This is a genomic window from Streptococcus parasanguinis, assembly GCF_000963275.1.
Classification (GTDB): Bacteria; Bacillota; Bacilli; order Lactobacillales; family Streptococcaceae; genus Streptococcus; species Streptococcus parasanguinis_B.
The window spans coordinates 1,397,004-1,416,455 of the sequence record NZ_JYOW01000001.1 but is presented as its reverse complement, the minus strand read 5'-3'; the positions used below and the strand labels follow the sequence as shown (position 1 = coordinate 1,416,455).

Here is a 19,452-nt window from a genome sequence, read left to right as displayed (position 1 = left end):
TATTTCTGTTCTTGTCTTTATTGTACATTATTTTGTAAGCGGATGCAAGTTTTGTTAAGTGTTTTTAAGTGTTTATGATCTTTTTTCTTACAAACCTTATTCTGACGTTTGTTTTAAAGGGGGAATTCTGCTATAATATGTCAAAATAACGTGGAGGTTTCCTTATGGCCAGTGAATATGAAAAAATGATTGCAGGTGATTTTTATAAACCTGCGGACCTTGAATTGCGGGCTTTGGCCCAAGCCTCTCGGGAGAAACAAGAAGCTTTTAACCAAGAGGTGGATCCTAAAAAAGGGGCAGCTATCATCAAAGAGTGGTTTGGATCAACCGGTGAAAACCTCTATCTCAATCGTCAAGTACTTGTGGATTATGGGGTCAACATCCATATTGGAGAAAATTTCTATGCCAATTACAATTTGACCATGTTGGACATCTGTCCCATCACGATCGGAAAGAATGCCATGATTGGTCCTAATTGCCAATTTTTGACCCCCTTACACCCACTGGATCCAGACGAGCGCAATTCTGGTCTCGAGTACGGAGCTCCGATTACCATTGGGGACAATTTCTGGGCAGGAGGAGGGGTCACCATCCTTCCTGGTGTGACGCTGGGTGACAATGTGGTTGCTGGCGCAGGAGCAGTGGTCACCAAGTCCTTTGGAGACAATGTGGTCCTTGCAGGAAATCCAGCCCGTGTCATTAAAGAAATACCCGTTAAAAAGGAGAAGGAATGATCCATAAACATGAAATTCCCATTTTAGAGTTTGACGACAATCCGCAGGCGGTCATTATGCCGACCCATGAGGGGTTAGACCTGCACCTACCTGAAAAAAGTGTTTATGCTTTCTTGGAAGATGAGATTGATCGCTTTGCGGAAGCTGTTGGAGCCAAACAAGTAGCTAGCTTTGTCTCAGCTACCAAGACCTATCCGGTCTATGTTATGGAGCACCAAGGAGAGGAAATTTGCTTGGCCCAGGCGCCAGTTGGATCTGCAGCTGCTGCGCAATTCATGGATTGGTTGATTGGCTATGGGGTGAAGAAGATTATATCGGCAGGTAGCTGTGGGGTCTTGGTGGACATAGAAGAAAATGCTTTTTTAATCCCGACCAAGGCCTTGCGAGATGAGGGAGCCAGTTACCATTATGTAGCGCCCTCCCGTTATATAGAGGTGGACGGCCGTGCCCTGACTGCTATTGAAACAGTTCTCAAACAAGCGTCCATTCCTTATCAAGAGGTCATGACCTGGTCGACCGACGGTTTTTATAGGGAAACACCTGACAAGGTGGCCTATCGCATCGAAGAAGGGTGTAGTGTGGTGGAGATGGAGTGCGCCTCCCTTGCTGCAGTGGCCCAACTTCGTGGGGCGGTTTGGGGCTTGCTCCTATTTACCGCAGATTCTCTTGCAGACCTGGAAAATTATGACCAGCGTGACTGGGGCTCAGAAGCTTTTGAGAAGGCCTTAGAATTATGCCTAGAGATGGTTCATCACTTATAAGTCTTTTCTCTTTTTATGATACAATGAAGCTATGTTAGACAAATTATTTTTTAAACAATGGCGGGCCAAATTGACTCGCTTGTCTCCAGCAAGGCGGATCTTTCTCAGCTTTGCCTTAGTCATCTTGATCGGCTCGCTCTTACTGAGTCTGCCCTTTGTCCAGCAAGCAAGCTCAACAGCAGGCTATATCGACCATCTTTTTACAGCGGTTTCCATGGTCTGTGTGACAGGGCTCTTTACCCAGTCGGTGGCTTCGACCTATAATGGCTGGGGGCAACTCATCTGTATGCTTTTGATCCAGATCGGAGGCCTAGGTATCTTGACCTTTATCGGTCTCTTCTTTATGGAGAGCCGACAAAAGCTCAGTTACAAAGACCGGCAGACCATTCGAGACAGCTTTAGCTTTAGTAATAACCAGAGCTTGGCCCGTTTTGTCCGCTCCATCTTTATTACTACCTTTACCATCGAAGGTATCGGAGCCTTGCTCCTTATGACGCGATTTATTCCTCGCTTCGGCTGGGGCCATGGGATTTTCAACTCCATCTTTGTTGCGGTTTCCGCCTTTTGTAATGCAGGCTTTGATAATTTTGGGGGCGATAGTATGATGAGTTTCCAGACCGATTGGTTGGTCAATCTGACCTTGTCTGCTCTGATTATTACTGGGGGCTTGGGCTTTATGGTTTGGTTTGACCTGGCTACAAAGACTCGTAACCAATCTGGACGACGGACTCTTCGCTTTCATACCAAGGTGGTTCTCTGGTTAACAGCTGCGATTCTTCTCTTTGGGACAGTGACCAGTCTCTTGACAGAGTTTGATAATCCAGCAACGATTGGGTCCCTGCCATTGGGAGAGAAGATCTTGGTCAGCTTCTTCCAAACGGTCAGCATGCGGACGGCTGGCTTTGCCTCACTGGATTATACAGCAGTCCGACCTGTGACACTCTTTGTCTATATCCTCCAGATGTTCCTAGGTGGGGCACCAGGTGGGACAGCAGGAGGGATGAAGATCACCACCTTCTTGGTCTTGATCCTCCTCGCTCGCAAGGAATTGCTGGGGTTGCCACATACCAACCTGGGCAAACGCACCATCGCACCGGACTTGGTGCAACGTTCTTTGGGCACAGCAGTGATTTTCCAGTTGACCTTTATCCTGGGTCTCTTTGGCCTTTGTCTTGTGACGCCGGATGGTCAACGTTTTCTGTACCTGGTCTTTGAGGTGGTATCGGCTTTAGCGACAGTGGGCGTGACGGCTAATGTGACCTCGACCTTAAATGGAGCTGGGTTGGGAATTATCATGCTGCTCATGTTTATTGGGCGGATCGGCCCCTTGACCCTTATGGTCAGCTTGAACAATTACAAGGCCAAAAAGGCAGATGCCTTGCAATATGCCAAGGCAGACATCATTATCGGATAGGAGAGACTTATGGCAAATCGAACCATTGGAATTCTGGGATTAGGGATTTTTGGACAGAGTGTCTTAAAAACCCTGCAGGACCAGGATGTGGATATCATTGCAATTGACGATCATGAAGATGTGATCAACCAGTATGAATCTATGATTACAACTGGGATTGTTGGAGACATTACGGAAATGGACCTCTTGGATGCGGCAGATATTGGGAACTGTGACACAGTCGTCATTGCGACGGGAGAAAACTTGGAATCAAGTGTCCTGGCGGTCATGCACTGTAAGGCACTTGGCGTCGAGCACGTCATCGCCAAGGTCAAGAATGAAGTGACCAAGGAAGTCCTTGAGAAGATTGGAGCTGATTTGGTCATCCTACCAGAGGTAGAAGCGGGGATGTCTCTAGCTAAGATGATCCTCTTCCAACACGGGATTGAAGTCTTCCAGTTGGATGAAGCAGTGGTGGTGGCTGAGTTTACGGTTCCAGCTAGCTGGGTGGGAAAAAGCCTTCAGGACTTGGCTGTCAGAGAGGAGTACCATCTCAATATTATCGGCTATCGAGATGCGGAAGACCAACCGCTTCATATTCAGATTGGTCCCGACTTTATCTGGCCTGAAGGGGTGCGCGTGATGGCAGTGACAGACAACCAATATTTAGATAGAATCCAAGACTTGTTAGACTAATCGTGTAATTGAGAGTGGGACAGAAATCGGTAATTCATTAGAATTCGATTTCGTCGTCCCACCTCCGCACAGTTGAGTAGGGCTGTAAAAGCTGATGAAATCAGCGTAGTAGAGTCCGCTCAACCACTGCGTCTTGCTCAACAATCCAAAAACAATTCTGAGGCTAGGACTTTTGTCCCAGCCTCAGAATGTTGATCACCTATTTTTTAACTGAAATAGGTGAAATGATTCTGCAGAAAAATGATTTTTAATTTTTACTCCGCAGACGCCCTCTGTATCTTAATTTAGTCATAGAACTTCCTGGATTGCTGAAATCATCCACTGGATAATTTCACCTAACGTCCGTCCTCAAGGTCGTCAAGAATCTCTTGCCATTTTTCCTCATGCATGCCTTGGCAGATATGTTTGGATCGAGTCTCATGTATCTCTTGATTCATTGGGGAAGTTGATCTTATAAAATTTTAGGAAAGGCTCTGTCAGGTGTTGACAGGCCTTTTTTTGAGTGCTATAGTAAAATCGTAAACGTTTACACAGTAAGGCGAAGTAGATAAAAAGAGGAGGAAAGACAAATGGCAGGATCAGTGATACAGGGAGATAACTACCGAATCTCCGTATTAACGGAATCTTTGGTGCGCTTGGAATACTCAGAAGATGGTGTTTTTGAAGATGGTCAGACGCAGGTTGTACAAAATCGAGATTTTGGCCCTGTTACCTGTGAGGTCGTAGAGACAGAAGATGTTCTCGATCTTCATACAGAGCATCTCCACCTCCATTTTGAAAAAGGACCTTTTGCACCGGATCGGCTTTATATCGAACTCAAGGGTCAGTATGCAGTCTATGGGAGCCGGTGGCACTATGGAGATCAGCCGGAGACCTTAAAGGGGACCAGTCGGACGCTTGACGAGGTCGATGGGGCTATGGAGTTGCAAGATGGGATCTTGAGCAAGGCCGGTTATGCTCTTTTAGACGATTCCGCTTCCTACTTGTATGATGACGAAAGCGGCTTTAGAGCACGGCCCTATCCAGAAGTGGATCTGTATTTCTTCGGTTATGGGCGTGATTATCTAGGCGCCTTGAAAGATTTTTACCATCTGACAGGACAGCCACCCCTCTTGCCACGTTATGCTCTGGGCAACTGGTGGAGTCGCTATTGGCCTTATACCAGTCAGGAGTATACAGATTTGATGGATCGTTTCAAAGCAGAAGGGGTGCCTCTAGCAGTCAGTGTGATCGATATGGACTGGCACAAGACGGCGATTCCTGCTCGCTTTGGAAGTGGTTGGACGGGTTATAGTTGGAACCGGGATTTGATTCCTGATCCAGCTGCCTTCTTAAATGGCCTGCATGAGCGTGGTTTAAAGGTGACCTTAAATGTCCATCCGGCAGATGGAATTCGCGCCTTCGAAGATGCTTATCCCATGGTCGCAAAACGCTTGGGACTGGATGCGGAAAAAGAAGAAGCTGCTAGCTTTGATTTTTATAGTCCAGCTTTTCGCGAAGCTTATTTCGAAGATGTCCACCATCCTTTGGAAGATCAAGGAGTGGACTTTTGGTGGATTGATTGGCAGCAAGGTAGTCATGGCAAGATGGATCCCCTTTGGTTGTTAAATCACTATCATTATCTAGACAATTGCCGAAAAGGCCAAGCTGGTCTCATCTTATCGCGTTATGGGGGTCCTGGTAGCCATCGGTATCCGATTGGTTTTTCAGGGGACACTATTGTGACTTGGGAATCCCTAGCCTTTCAACCATACTTTACCAGCACAGCTTCCAATATCGGCTACACCTGGTGGAGTCATGATATCGGTGGCCATATGCGGGGCTACTATGATGAAGACTTGGCTCTTCGTTGGTTGCAGTTTGGGGTTTTTAGCCCGATCAATCGTCTTCATAGTTCTTGTAATGCCTTTAACAGCAAGGAACCGTGGTTTTACTCGTCTGAGACCTGTCGCTTGATGAAGCAGTATTTGCGCCTGCGCCATAGCTTACTGCCTTATCTTTACACCATGAATGTGGCGACGCACGAAGAAGGCCTGCCTTTGGTTCAACCTCTCTATTACCACTACCCAAACGAAGAAGAGGCTTATGAAGCGAAGAATCAATATTTCTTTGGCAGTGAACTCATGGTGGCGCCAATTACCGAAGCGCTGGATCCTGTCTTTCATAGTGCTTCTGTGAGTGTTTGGTTCCCAGACGGCGTTTGGTATGATTTCTTCCATGACTGGAAGTATGAAGGAAGAGGCAAGCTCACGGTCTTTAGGACCAGCCAGGATATTCCAGTCTTTGCACGTGCGGGAGCCATCATCCCTATGGATGCACAACCACGGACAGGAGTGGACCTTCCAGAAATGCTGGACTGGCATCTCTTCCCAGGTGACAATCGTTCTTTCGTACTCGTCGAAGGAGAAGGAGCTAGCAAGGTTGAAACCCGCCTAACAGTCGATTGGGATGAAAGAAAGATTAGGCTGGATTTAACAGGTGATCTAACGCTGCTTCCTGAAAAGAGACAGCACCGTTTCTTGCTCCATACCTTTGAGACAGCCCCTATCATAGTGGACAATCAAAGTCAAGAAATTGCGATGGGTGAGCTGCAATCGCGTCCTATTGCCAAAGAAGATCGGATGTTTGAGCTCTTGAAATCTGCCAACCTGGCCTACGATAGGAAAAACGAATTATTTGCGGCTTGTTCAAGAGCCAAGGATTGGAAACAGTTGATGAAGGTCATCACCCCTTTGGAGGAAGGCTTGCGCCAACGTCTCTTTGAGGTGATTTATTCCAGTGAAGAGGGAGAAGACTTGTAAACTCTTGCAATTTCACCCCTATTTTTGTATGATGAAAGTGATTTCACAATCATAAAGGAGAAGAAAAAATGGAACAAAAATGGTGGCATAACGCCGTAATTTACCAAGTTTATCCAAAAAGTTTCAAGGATAGTAATGGCGATGGCATCGGGGATCTCAAGGGGATCACGAGCAAGCTAGACTATCTGGAAAAGCTAGGGATTACAGCCATCTGGCTCTCACCAGTCTACAAGAGTCCCATGGATGATAACGGCTATGACATCTCGGATTACGAAGATATTGCCTCCATCTTTGGTACCATGGAAGATATGGAAGAATTGATCGCAGAAGGTCAGAAACGCAAGATCAAAATTATCATGGACTTGGTGGTCAACCATACCTCTGATGAGCATGCTTGGTTTATCGAGGCGCGTGAACATCCAGACAGTCCAAAGCGGGATTTCTATATTTGGCGCGATGAACCCAATGGCATTATTTCTGCTTTTAGTGGCTCTGCTTGGGAGTTCGATGAAGCTTCAGGCCAATACTACCTGCATAACTTTAGTAAGAAGCAACCGGACCTTAACTGGGAAAATGAGGAGCTTCGTCATCAGATCTATGACATGATGAATTTCTGGATTGACAAGGGAATTGGTGGCTTCCGTATGGATGTCATCGATATGATCGGTAAGATCCCAGATCAGGAAATCATCAGCAACGGTCCCATGCTCCATCCTTACTTGAAGGAAATGAATCAAGCGACCTTTGGCGATAAGGATCTGCTCACAGTAGGAGAAACTTGGGGAGCAACTCCAGAGATTGCCAAGCAATACTCCAATCCGAAAAATCAAGAATTGTCTATGGTCTTCCAATTTGAACACATTGGTCTTCAATACCAACCGGGTCAACCAAAGTGGCACTATGCGAAGGAATTGGATGTGCCTAAATTGAAGGAAATTTTCACCAAGTGGCAGACGGAATTAGGAGAAGAGGAAGGCTGGAATTCCCTCTTTTGGAACAACCACGATTTGCCACGGATTGTGTCAACTTGGGGGGATGATGGGGACTATCGTGTCAAATCTGCCAAGGCTTTAGCGATTCTGCTTCACTTGATGAAGGGAACCCCTTATATCTATCAAGGCGAAGAAATCGGGATGACCAATTATCCATTTAAGACCCTTGAGGACGTAGAAGATATTGAGTCGATCAACTATGCTCGTGAAGCCTTAGAAAAAGAGGTTCCGCTCGAAGTGATCATGGATCAAATCCGCCATATTGGTCGGGACAATGCACGGACACCGATGCAGTGGAATGATGAAGCAGAAGCTGGCTTTACGACAGGTCAACCATGGCTTGCGGTCAACCCAAACTACAAAGAGATCAATGTAGAGGCTGCTCTAGCAGATCCAGACTCTATTTTCTATACCTACCAAGCCCTCATTGCTTTGAGAAAAGATCACCCTTGGCTTGTGACTGCCGATTATGAATTGGTGGACGCAGCAGACAAGGTTTTTGCCTACAAGCGGGTAGAAGGAGAGCAAGCCTATCTGGTGGTTGTCAATCTCTCCAGTCAAGAGCAAGACTTACCGCTCGTTAATGGGGTTGAAGAGGTTCTCATCGCCAATACCAAGGTAGAACAAGTCCTCGAATCAGGCAAGTTGGCCCCTTGGGATGCCTTCTGTGTTAAATTAGCCTAATGAGGCAAATGAAAAAATAGGGGAAATTACTTCCTCGTAGAAGCAGGTCTTTCTCAGTAGAGAAGGCCTGTCAGATTGGGAACGATGTCATCTAAAAAACTTTCCTTAGGTGAGTTACGGACGTCAGCGAACTTCTACGAAGTTCCAAGACTAAATCAAGATACAAAGGGCGACTGCGGATAAAGGCAAAATAGGAAGTTTGACGAAGAATCTTTAGATTCTAGGAGAACTTATCTTTTTGACACAATCCGCAGCCCGTGTTCAATTCGTATTGAGCCCCTTCGCTCTTTAATTTCTGGGCTCAGGCTAAAACAGTTTCCCAAACTGTTTTACTCTCAAAACTCCCGAGTGCTAGAAACACTATAGTTTCTAGCACTTTTCTCACGGCGGAAAGTTTCAGTAGATGATAGAATCATTCCAACGAATACATTTTTATAGAATTTATTAGATTTGTAAACAGAAGCAGTTTGTTTATGCTTGCACAGGTCTTTCTCGATAGAGAAGGCCTGTTTTGCTTTTTTGGGGCTGTTCTTCTAGCAGAATCCGCTCAAAATCCGTTCAAAAATGGTTTGGGGACCCTTGGGTTATAGGAAATATTTATAAGAAGTCCTAGTTTTTACTTTTAATTTCTGGTCTCAAGGCCCATTAAATCCGTGTTATAGTTTTTGACTATATCAAAATTCGTGTAAAAGCAATTATACAAGACGGCTATCTTCTGATATGATAGTGTCAATTAGAATTTTTGGAGGACACAACATGTCAACTACAATTATCGGTTTCCCACGTTTGGGTGAATTCCGTGAATTAAAATTTACAACTGAAAAATACTTTAGAAAAGAAATCTCAGCAGACGAGCTCTTGGCAGCTGCTAAAGACTTGCGTGCTAAACACTGGAACATTGTTAAAGAACAAGGCATCTCAGAGATTCCTTCAAATGACTTCTCACACTACGACAATTTCCTTGATGCAGCCTTCCTTTTCAACGTCGTGCCTGCATCTGTTCAAAACTTGGATTTGACAGACCTTGAACAATACTTCGCTTTGGCGCGTGGTTACCAAGGTGAAAAAGGGGATGTGCGTGCCCTTCCAATGAAAAAATGGTTCAACACCAACTACCATTACATCGTTCCTAAATTTGAAAAAACAACAGAAGTGAAATTGGCTGGTCACAAGATTTTTGATGAGTACCAAGAAGCCAAAGAATTGGGGATCAACACTCGTCCAGTAGTCGTTGGACCATTCACTTTCCTTCAATTATCTGACTTTGAAGATGGTGTGAAAGCTGAGGACTTCGTCGACAGCTTGGTTGCTGCTTACCAAGAAGTCTTTGCCAAATTGGCCGAGCTTGGTGCGACTCGTATTCAACTCGATGAGCCAGCTCTTGTCAAAGATTTGTCAGCTGAAGAAAAAGCTCTCTTCTTGAACCTCTACAACAAACTCTTGGCTGACAAGAAAGGCCTTGAAGTCTTGATCCAAACTTACTTTGGTGATGTTCGTGATGTCTACAATGACCTTGTAAACTTGCCAGTAGATGGTATCGGTCTTGACTTTGTTGAAGGGAAGAAAACGCTTGAATTGGTGAAAGGTGGCTTCCCAGCTGATAAGACCCTTTATGCTGGTATTGTGAATGGGAAAAACATCTGGCGCAACAACTATGAAAAGAGCTTGGAAATCTTGGATCAAGTTCCAGCTGAAAAGGTTGTCTTGACGACTTCTTGCTCTCTTCTTCATGTGCCATTTACAACAGCTAACGAAGATTTTGAACCAGCTATTTTGAACCATTTCGCCTTTGCGGTTGAAAAATTGGGTGAATTGCGTGACTTGGATGCCATCCGCAATGGTCAAGGGGCAGAAGCTCTTGCTGCCAACAAAGAACTCTTTGCAACTGAACGTGTCGGAGCAAATGCTGAACTTCATGCTCGCATCGCAGCTTTGACAGAAGCAGACTACACTCGTTTGCCAGCCTTTGCAGAACGGGAAGAAATCCAAAAAGAAGCCTTCAAGCTTCCAGCACTTCCAACAACTACCATTGGTTCATTCCCTCAAACCAAGGAAGTACGTGCCAAACGTTTGGCCTTCCGTAAGGGTGAATTGACTCAAGAAGAATATGATGCCTTCCTTGCTGAAACGATCGACGAATGGATCAAATGGCAAGAAGAAGTTGGATTTGACGTGCTTGTACACGGTGAATTCGAGCGGAACGACATGGTTGAGTACTTCGGTCAAAACTTGTCTGGTTACCTCTTCTCTAAGAATGGTTGGGTACAATCATACGGTATGCGTGGGGTGAAACCACCAATCATCTGGGGTGATGTGACTCGTCTTAACCCAATCACTGTGAAATGGTCTAGCTACGCACAAAGTCGTACGGACAAACCTGTTAAAGGGATGTTGACTGGACCTGTTACCATCCTTAACTGGTCATTCCCACGTGAAGATATCTCTATCAAGGATTCTACTCTTCAAATCGCTCTTGCCATCAAGGATGAAGTTCTTGACCTTGAAGCTGCAGGCGTGAAGATCATCCAAATCGACGAGGCTGCTCTTCGTGAAAAATTGCCACTCCGTCGTAGCGACTGGTACGAAGACTACCTTGACTGGGCGATTCCAGCCTTCCGTTTGGTACACTCAACTGTTGCACCAGACACACAAATCCACACTCACATGTGTTACTCAGAATTTACAGATATCATCCCAGCGATCGACAACTTGGATGCAGACGTCATCTCATTTGAAGCTAGCCGTTCAAACCTTGAAATCTTGGATGAGTTGAAAGCCAAAAACTTCCAAACAGAAGTTGGACCTGGGGTTTACGATATCCACTCACCACGTGTCCCACAAGACGGTGAAATTGATCACACTATCGAAGCGATCTTGGCCAAAGTACCAAGTGGCAAAGTTTGGATCAACCCTGACTGTGGTTTGAAGACTCGCGGAATTAAAGAAACAAAAGAAAGCTTGATCAAGCTCGTTAATGCTGCTAAAGAAGCGCGTGAACACTTGTAAGAAATGTTTCGAGGACCTTCTATCATCGTGTAGAGGGTTTTCGAATCGTTCCCTTATCCTAGAAATAGTGGCTCAGAGTTCTTGATCAAAAAAACAAAAGAAAAGGATAGAATATGTCACAACACACACCGTCTCTGTCATTTGAAGTTTTTCCTCCAAATCCTGAAGTAGGCAATGCCAAACTCTTACGTGCTTTGGCAAATATGCAGGAGCTAGCTCCTCACTTTATTAGTGTGACCGCTAGCAATAATAAATACAATATCAAAGAGACGACGGTTGCTTTAGCCAATTACATTCAAAATGAATTGTCTATTCCGACGATTGCTCACTTGCCAGCCGTTTATTTGAGCAAGGAAAAAGTGGCCGATACTCTTCATGAGTTAGATGAAGTAGGGGTTCATCGGATTTTGGCTCTGCGTGGGGATATTATCCCCGGTGTGGAACCTTTAAAAGACTTTCGTTATGCAACAGATCTGATTGAATTTATTAAAACAGAAGCTCCTCATTTTGAGGTGATTGGTGCTTGCTATCCTGAGGGACACCCAGATTCTCCAAACCAAATTTCAGATATTCAAAATCTTAAAAAGAAGGTAGATGCAGGGTGCTCTAGTTTGGTCACTCAACTTTTCTTTGACAATGAGCGTTTCTATGATTTTCAAGATAAGTGTACTTTAGCTGGGATCAATGTTCCTATTCATGCAGGAGTGATGCCGATTCTCAATCGCAATCAGGCCCTTCGTCTCCTTAAGACTTGTGAAAATGTTCATATCCCACGGAAGTTTAAAGCGATTTTAGACAAGTATGAGCATGATCCAAAGTCTCTTCGCGCAGCTGGCTTGGCTTATGCAGTCGATCAAATCGTTGATTTGGTTACTCAAGATGTGGCAGGTGTCCATCTTTACACCATGAACAATGAAGATGTCGCTTACCATGTCTACCAAGCAACAAAGGCGTTATTTGCTCATCAACCGAATTTTGAAGTGAATTAATCAACACTTTTAGTAGGAAGTGTAGAGATTGAGAAAGAATCGTTCTCAGTCTCTTTTTATTTGGATAAATTACTTGCTAAAAGCCAACTTTTTTTTTATAGTATTAATATGAAGTTTTTGGAGGCGCTTGCAATGAAGAAAGATCTCACGTTAAAGTTATTTGGACCCCCTAAGGTTGTTTTCAATCAGAAAACTATTCGGTTTTCTTTTTCGAAGATGGAGGCCTTGCTTTATTATTTAGCGGTCATGGGCCAAGTCAACCGTGATGAAATAGCCGGTATCCTTTGGGGAGATAAGGAAAACCAAGTAGCTCGCAAAAACTTACGAAATACGGTTTACCAAGCCAATAAAATCTTTGAAGGAGATATCATTGTCTCGCCAAGTCGGAGCAGTTTGGCCCTTAATCCTGACTTGAATCTTTCGCTGGATGTTCAGCTCTTTGAAAGAGATCCACTAAGTGCCTTGGATCTCTATCAGGGAGACTTTCTAGAGGGCTTCTATGTCAAGGATGATGAAGACTTTGATCAGTGGGCTTCTCGCAAACGAGATGCTTATAGGAAGCTCTATGTCGAAAGTTGCTATCAAAAAATTGAGCAGGTCGGTTTTGCAGATCCTAGTATAGAACTCTTGCTCCATCATTTGGTAGAGCTGGATGAATTTGAAGAGAAAAACTACCAGCTCTTGATGGAGTATTATAGCTTCCATCATCAGCTAGGAAAATTTTTCGAGACCTATTATAAGCTAGTCGATTTATTGGATCGCGAGCTCAGTGTGCGTCCCAGTCGAGCGATTGAGGAACTTTATCACTCCGTTTTGGAAGCCAAACGAACTCATAAACTGACCAATCGCTTGAATATTCGTGAACTTTCTTTCTTTGGTCGGAAACAAGAACTCTCGCAACTCGAGGAATACCTTTCCTTAGTCGAGACAGGTGAAGCGGTAGGTCCTTTTCTCGTGATGGGGCAATCTGGAACAGGTAAGAAACGTCTCTTGCGGCAGTTGGTCTTGATGTCCAATCGCAGTTTTAACTTTATCAAGGTGGAAGGAAAAGCTACTAGTCAACGATACGAAGGAAGCAGCTGGAATGATCTCAGACAAGCGCTAGAGAAACTGGGGGATGAGATGGGGATTTCCCTTCTGGAAGAGGAGGATGATCTCATTTCTGTATGGAATCAGCTTCAAGGCCTTAGCAAAGAAAAACCGCTCCTGATCCTGCTTGAAAACGCCCAGTGGTTCGATGCAGTGTCTCTAGAAAAAGTGAAACAACTAGAGGAGAGAAGAAGTCAGGAGAAATGGCAACTAATTTTCACAGCGGAAGAGCCTCTGCCAGCTTCCTTCGTCAACTTCTTGGGGAGCTTGAAGGTAGAGAAAAGGCTGTCTCAACTAGAGTTGACCAATTTTGCCCCAAGTGAAAGTCGTGCTCTCTTGAAAGGGGAACTGGGAGCAATAGAGCCTGCAGTGATGGAGCAGATGGTCGAATGGAGTGAAGGCAGTCCGTTCTTTCTGTCCAGCTATATCGAAGAGTGGAAAGAAAATGAAAATTTAGAACCCTTGCCTGATATCATTCAAGCCTATCTTTCTCAGGAGCTTGGGGATATGAGCAGTGAGGAAGAGGCTCTTCTACACTACCTATCTTGTTTTCATAAGCCAATTTCTCTGTCTATCTTAGCAGAATTGACGGCTACAGAGCTTCCTGTTTTGACAGAATTAATCGAGCCTTTATCTGAAAGAGCGATCGTCTCAATCGTAGAAGAAGGAGAGGCTCTCATGGTTCAATTCTGCAAGCAATTGGTAGCCATGTACTTTTACCATCTTCTTTCGCCAGCTAGACGGCGGCTCTTCCACCAACAAATTGCGCAAAAATTGGAAGAAACTTTAGAAGATTCGACGGACCTTCTTCTTTATAAGGAAATTGCCTACCAATACAAACAATCCCAAAATCTTTTGCGTTCCATATCTTTTGAGTTGACCTATTTAGAAGAAATCCTTCAGCTGGAGCATGAGCTGTTTCCGATTTATTCCAAGGTAGATGAGGGGTTCCTATCAGATGGTACAAATAGCCATTTGGACATTTTTGGAGAGCTATCCCGCATTCGCCAAGAATTAGATAACCTCTTTTCAAGGCACCAAAGAGATAGAGAATACAAGCATTTACAACTGCGTTACTTGTACCTAGAAGGTCGCTATTTTATTCGAAGTGGGGAGTATCAAAAGGGGATTCATGATATCCAAAAAGTCATCTCCTATGCGCGGGAACTCAAGCAATCCGACTTCCTCTTAGAGGGTTATCGGCAAATCATTTATTATTGCATTCAAACGGAAAATATCTCTGAGATGGCCTATTATACAGATTTAGCTTTAGAAGATGCCATCCAAGCTAATAATCATGAGGTCATCGCGATCCAGTTGCGTTTGAAGGGCTTGTATCACCTGATGGTTGGGGATGAGGAGCAGGCAACCCGGCATCTGTATCGCTCTATTGATTGCTTTAGTTTGACCAATAGCATGCAGACCAAGTATGCCATTCAAATTGCAGCTTCTTTGGCCTACCTCGCTGAAATCGAGCAAGTGAGAGGGCATTTCCAAGTAGCGGTCACCCACTTAGAAGAGGTTCTGCGTTTGGTGGGAGATCAAGCTGTTGATTCCGTCCGCGTCGTCTTTGATATTGATCTTGGGATCGCCTATTATTGGAAGGGAGATTTGATTCAAGCTCGCCTCTGTTTTGACAGAGCTCAGAAGATTTTGTCCAGTGTTCGTTTCCCTTGGAAGGAAGAATTGCTCGAATTTTACCAATCTTTGATTGCTTGTCAGCAAGGGGATCAGGAGAAGGTTGCGGATTATCTGGCTCGAAAAGAAAGGACGATGAATCCATCTGCCAATTCGCGGGATAAGGGGATGGTTCATTATCTATTGGCTTTCTTATCTAATCAAAAGGAGAAGGGAGAAGAGCTCGCTCCTGCCCTGAGCACCTTCTTGAAAGAAGATAAGAATTACTACAAGAAGGTGGCAGAGCAACACTTGAATCCCTACAGAGATCGTCAGTTTCTTAAGAAATTAAAAGACCTGTAGTGTCTCTTATCTAAATCATAAGTGAAGGATAAGAGGCCATGCCTCCTTTCAGACAAAGATCATTGTGTCTGAAAACGAAGAAAAAGCATAGAAATACCCTAGTAATGGGTGTTTCTATGCTTTTTATGTGTGTAGAAATCTTCTTAGTTCAGTTTTTGTTGCGCCAATATTTGTGTCAAGTAAAAGATAAAGGTCGCAGCAAGGTTTGAAGTATGGTTGTCAATGTCATGAGGAGGAGAAACTTCCACGACATCAAATCCGATTAGTTTACCACTGGCAGCAATGTGTTGGAGAAGCAGGAGGGCTAGTTTAGGATCGACACCAAGTGATTGGATGGCACTAACACCAGGAGCAGAGCCGACCGCAAAGCAATCCATATCAATAGACAGATAGATCGCGGTTTGGTTTTCTAAAAATTGATCGATTCGATCCAGAATGGCTTGGTGGCTCATCTGGAAGAGGTCTTGCCCAGTTAAGAAATCAATGCTTGGTGTTTTAGCAACGTAATTAAAGAGGAAGAGGTTATTATTGTGCTCTTGGATCCCCAGGATGAGGTAAGGGAAGTCCTGACCCTTGTCTTTCGCATGATCAGCCATTTGACGAAAACCTGTTCCAGAGTTGGGCCCGGTTTGGTCGTAAGGCCGCAAATCAAAGTGGGCATCCAGATTGATCACAGCCAGTTGTTCATCTTTTTTCAAACTGGATTGAATCCCTAGATAGTGGCCGTAAGCAGTTCCGTGACCGCCTCCTAGGACAATAGGTTGGATCCCTAATTGGTACATGCGCTGGATCGCTTGTGAGAGACTTTCTTGGAGTTCTTCTAGTGAATGGTTGGGCCCGTCAATATTTCCCACATCATACACTGTGACATTGGTTCCCCAGTGCCATGGAAGTTTAGCGATTTGAGAACGGATGGCTGTAGGACCCTCGACTGCTCCTACACGCCCATTATTGATATAGACTCCTTTGTCGCTCTTAAAGCCGATGATCCCAAAGGTCATACCCTCAAATGGAGTGAGGGTCTCGTCGTTTAGGTCTAAAAATTTGGTGACCATTCCCCATTTGGCCGTGTAGGGATTGTCCTCGATGCTACCTTGGTAGTAGCTGTAGGTCATTGGATAGTAGTTTGTGAGCAAGCTTGTCGCCTCCCTTATTTTTCTGAAAGCAGGCAGAGGCTGAGAAGATCGCCAGCCTCTGTTTTTGCTTTATCCTTACTGTATCAGTATTGAATCCGTAAGTCAACTGCTTTTTCGATGGTTGCTAAGAATTCTTCGCTTTCGACAACAGCAGATGCTTTATTGAGTTCTTCAAAGATTTCGATATCTTTGTCAAATTCAATGAAGTTCAGTTTTTGACGAATCAGCTCATAAGCTGGTTTTGTCCCTTTACCAAGTTCATGATTTTCTGGTTTGAGATCCAAGGCTTGGCAAGCTGCCATGATTTCAGTAGCAACGATGCGACGGGAGTTTTTAAGAATTTCTGCTGCTTTACGAGCGGCAGTCGTTCCCATGCTGACGAAATCTTCTTGGTTTTCACAAGATGGAATAGAATCGACACTAGCAGGGTGAGCCAAAATTTTATTTTCCGATGCAAGGGATGCACAAGCATACTGGGTAATCATGAAGCCTGAGTTGAGTCCAGGGTGTTTGACCAAGAAGGATGGTAATTTACTGAGTTGGCTGTTGACCAAGCGTTCCACCCGACGTTCAGATACGTTCCCAATTTCAGAAAGGGCAATGCCTAAGAAGTCAAATGGTTGCGCCATTGGTTCACCGTGGAAGTTACCTCCTGAGATGACGTGTCCTTCTTTGGTAATGATTGGGTTATCTGTGACAGAGTTGATTTCGATTTCAACTTTTTCTTTTACGTAAGCAATAGAATCCTTGCTAGCTCCATGAATTTGAGGAATACAGCGGAGTGTATAAGGATCTTGGACCCGTTGTTGAGTCGCAACTGTTGTGTTCTTGCTTCCTTCAAGGAGGTTACGGATATTGTGAGCAGTTGCCAGTTGTCCACTTTGAGGACGGATGGTATGAAGATCTTCTTCGAATGGACTGGTAATTCCATTGTGGACTTCCATTGAGAGAGCACCGGCAATGTCAGATAGTTTGAGCAATTGGATACCATCATATGTCGCAAGAGCACCGATACCGGTTAGAACAGTCGTACCATTGATCAAGGCAAGCCCTTCTTTGGCAGCTAATTGGATCTTTTCAATTCCAGCACGATCTAAGGCTTCTTGACCACTGAGAAGTTCTCCTTTGTAGTAGGCGCGTCCAAGACCCAACATTGGTAAAACCATATGAGCAAGTGGTGCTAAGTCTCCAGAAGCTCCGAGAGAGCCTTTTTCAGGGATATAAGGAGTGACTCCTTTGTTGAGCAATTCTAACAGTTTTTCAACAGTTGACAGACGAATGCCAGAATAACCTTTCAATAGTGAGTTAATACGGATCAGCATGATGGCACGAACGGCATCTTCAGGAAGTGGATCACCGAAGCCAGATGAGTGAGTCCGGATCAGGTTTTCTTGCAGCTGAACAGTATCTTCTGGAGAGATGCTGACATTACAGAGGGAACCAAAACCAGTGGTCACACCGTAGACGACTCGTTTTTCGCGGACAATGTCATCAACGATTTTACGGGATGCGATAACGGCTTCTTTGGCTTGTTCATCAAGCTCACATTGGGCACCGTGCCGAGCTACAGCGATGACTTCTTCGAGTGTTAAGCTATTGCCATCTAAATGAATCAATTGAGTCATATAAAACCTCCGATTATGAATAGTTGTTCTGGGGAAGTAGATGTGTTTACTTCGGTTTGAATACCAAACATGGGCCCATTGTCTATTGATCTAAAAAATTGAAAAGAGTCATAGAGAAAAGGGCTCAGGTTTGACATTCGTGGAGTCCTAGATGGGTTAGGGAGCAAAACCGAGCTTCGCTCCCGTCTCTGTTCCCATCTAGTGTGTAAAGAAAATTAGTGAGGAAGGGCTTTAGATTTATGTAGTTTATCGCCGTGGAAAACAAAGTAGAGTCCACTTGCGATCACTAGACCGATGGCACCCCAAACAAAGTTCATTAGGTTGTCCCCTGCAATCATCAAGATACTGATCACAACGGCTAGAACTGGGATAACGGGACCAAATGGTACTCGGAAGGTAACCTTTTTGTCTGGGTACATTTTTCTGAGTTTGATGGCTGCCAAAGCTGTTGGAATGTATTGGAAGAAACGGAAGACAACACTGAAAGTTGCTAATGATTCGAAAGATCCAGATAACAAGAGTAAGAACGCAAAGGCACCGGAAATGATAATGGCAATGACTGGAGCATTCTTAGAGTTTGTTTTTCCAAGATCTGCTGGCAAGAGTTTTTCATCTGCTAGGGCGGCACCAAAACGAGGAACCATGATGGATTCACCAATGTTTAGACCGGCGATTGAAATGAGGGCTCCGTAAGAAACAAGGGGAGCTCCGATAGGGCCAATCATTTCGACAAATGCGTCTTGTACTGGTGCACCAGTTTGCATAATGCGACCACCAAGCATGGCGATTGTTCCTGCGATGATCAACATGTAGAGAACAGATACAATACTGATAGAACCTAGGATAGCGCGGGGAACGTTCTTTTCAGGGTTGCGCATTTCCCCTGCAACGATAGACATGGTTTCAAATCCGATGAAACCGTAGAAGATGTAGACGGCTGTACTAGAAATAGAACTGAAGAGACTTGTTCCACTTTCCAATTGAAGGAAAGGTGTGAAGTTGCCCTTGCTCACCCCACCGGAAATGAAGAAGATGGCAAAGAGTGAGAAGAGGACAATGGGGATTAATTTTGCAACAGTAGCTGTCAGAGTGAACATCTTAGAGGTTTTCAGACCGGCGATGTTCATCAGACTCAAGAGAATCAGCATACCGACACTGATCGGAAGGTTGTAGCCTTCAAATGCTGGGAAGGTAATGATGAAGATCTTAGCAAAGCCGGCTAACATGGCAGCCCAGGCGATAACAGTAACGGCCCAACCGAGAATCCCAACGTTAAAGCCAACGAAATCTCCAAAAGCGGCTTTTGAGTATTGCATAGCTCCACCGTTTTTATCGAAGTAGCCAGCCGTTTCAGCCAGACAGGCTGATAGTAGCATGACGAGAATGGCTACTCCGAACATGACAGCTAGAGAAGCTGGTCCAAGGCCAGAATATATTTTTTGAGGGAGGAGGAAGATACCAGATCCGATTACGGCGTTGATACCGTATAGAGTGGCACCACTAAAGCTGAATTTCGCTTTTTCTTGTTCCTCAATCGACTGTTTATGTGCTCCGTTCATAATGTTT

The 19,452-nt window shown here is 44.6% G+C and carries 12 protein-coding genes and 1 pseudogene; 10 read left to right on the top strand and 3 right to left on the bottom strand.

Annotated features, from left to right (window positions below):
• Positions 1-164: 164 nt before the first annotated feature.
• From TZ97_RS06880 to TZ97_RS06840, 10 genes and pseudogenes are all read left to right on the top strand, one after another.
• A complete protein-coding gene (locus TZ97_RS06880; RefSeq protein ID WP_045759835.1) occupies positions 165-734 on the top strand; it encodes a sugar O-acetyltransferase in 570 nt (189 codons plus the stop codon).
• Positions 731-1,495 (top strand): nucleoside phosphorylase, encoded by a 765-nt coding sequence (locus TZ97_RS06875; protein ID WP_045759834.1) that lies wholly within the window; start codon positions 731-733, stop codon positions 1,493-1,495. Before TZ97_RS06880 ends, TZ97_RS06875 begins: the two co-directional genes overlap by 4 nt.
• A gap of 31 nt (positions 1,496-1,526) precedes the next feature.
• Complete coding sequence (locus tag TZ97_RS06870; protein ID WP_045759833.1) at positions 1,527-2,909, top strand: TrkH family potassium uptake protein; 1,383 nt, start codon at positions 1,527-1,529, stop codon at positions 2,907-2,909.
• A gap of 9 nt (positions 2,910-2,918) precedes the next feature.
• Positions 2,919-3,584: a potassium channel family protein gene (locus TZ97_RS06865; RefSeq protein WP_003008667.1), complete on the top strand. Its 666-nt coding sequence runs from the start codon at positions 2,919-2,921 to the stop codon at positions 3,582-3,584.
• Positions 3,585-3,937: 353 nt separating this feature from the next.
• Positions 3,938-4,033: pseudogene (locus tag TZ97_RS10920) on the top strand (CPBP family intramembrane glutamate endopeptidase); the annotation flags it as partial.
• A 120-nt stretch (positions 4,034-4,153) separates the two neighbouring features.
• Positions 4,154-6,385, top strand: coding sequence for a glycoside hydrolase family 31 protein (locus TZ97_RS06860; protein WP_045759832.1), 2,232 nt, complete (start codon positions 4,154-4,156; stop codon positions 6,383-6,385).
• Between the two features lie 68 nt (positions 6,386-6,453).
• Entirely contained in the window at positions 6,454-8,061 is a 1,608-nt protein-coding gene (locus TZ97_RS06855; protein WP_045759831.1) for an alpha-glucosidase, read from the top strand.
• Positions 8,062-8,817: 756 nt separating this feature from the next.
• Complete coding sequence (gene metE / locus TZ97_RS06850) at positions 8,818-11,067, top strand: 5-methyltetrahydropteroyltriglutamate--homocysteine S-methyltransferase (RefSeq protein WP_003004989.1); 2,250 nt, start codon at positions 8,818-8,820, stop codon at positions 11,065-11,067.
• A 113-nt stretch (positions 11,068-11,180) separates the two neighbouring features.
• A complete protein-coding gene (gene metF, locus TZ97_RS06845) occupies positions 11,181-12,056 on the top strand; it encodes a methylenetetrahydrofolate reductase [NAD(P)H] (RefSeq protein WP_003008657.1) in 876 nt (291 codons plus the stop codon).
• 132 nt (positions 12,057-12,188) lie between these two features.
• The gene (locus TZ97_RS06840; protein WP_045759830.1) at positions 12,189-15,125 is read left to right on the top strand and encodes an AAA family ATPase; all 2,937 of its coding nucleotides are present in this window, start codon (positions 12,189-12,191) and stop codon (positions 15,123-15,125) included.
• A gap of 143 nt (positions 15,126-15,268) precedes the next feature.
• Here the strand turns inward: TZ97_RS06840 and hutG are convergent, their stop codons facing one another.
• From hutG to TZ97_RS06825, 3 genes are all read right to left on the bottom strand, one after another.
• Positions 15,269-16,261 (bottom strand): formimidoylglutamase, encoded by a 993-nt coding sequence (hutG, locus tag TZ97_RS06835; RefSeq protein ID WP_045759829.1) that lies wholly within the window; start codon positions 16,259-16,261, stop codon positions 15,269-15,271.
• A gap of 83 nt (positions 16,262-16,344) precedes the next feature.
• Complete coding sequence (gene hutH, locus TZ97_RS06830; protein WP_003018756.1) at positions 16,345-17,886, bottom strand: histidine ammonia-lyase; 1,542 nt, start codon at positions 17,884-17,886, stop codon at positions 16,345-16,347.
• Between the two features lie 215 nt (positions 17,887-18,101).
• On the bottom strand, positions 18,102-19,445 hold the full coding sequence (locus TZ97_RS06825; protein WP_045759828.1) for an APC family permease: 1,344 nt from the start codon (positions 19,443-19,445) through the stop codon (positions 18,102-18,104).
• Positions 19,446-19,452: the final 7 nt, after the last annotated feature.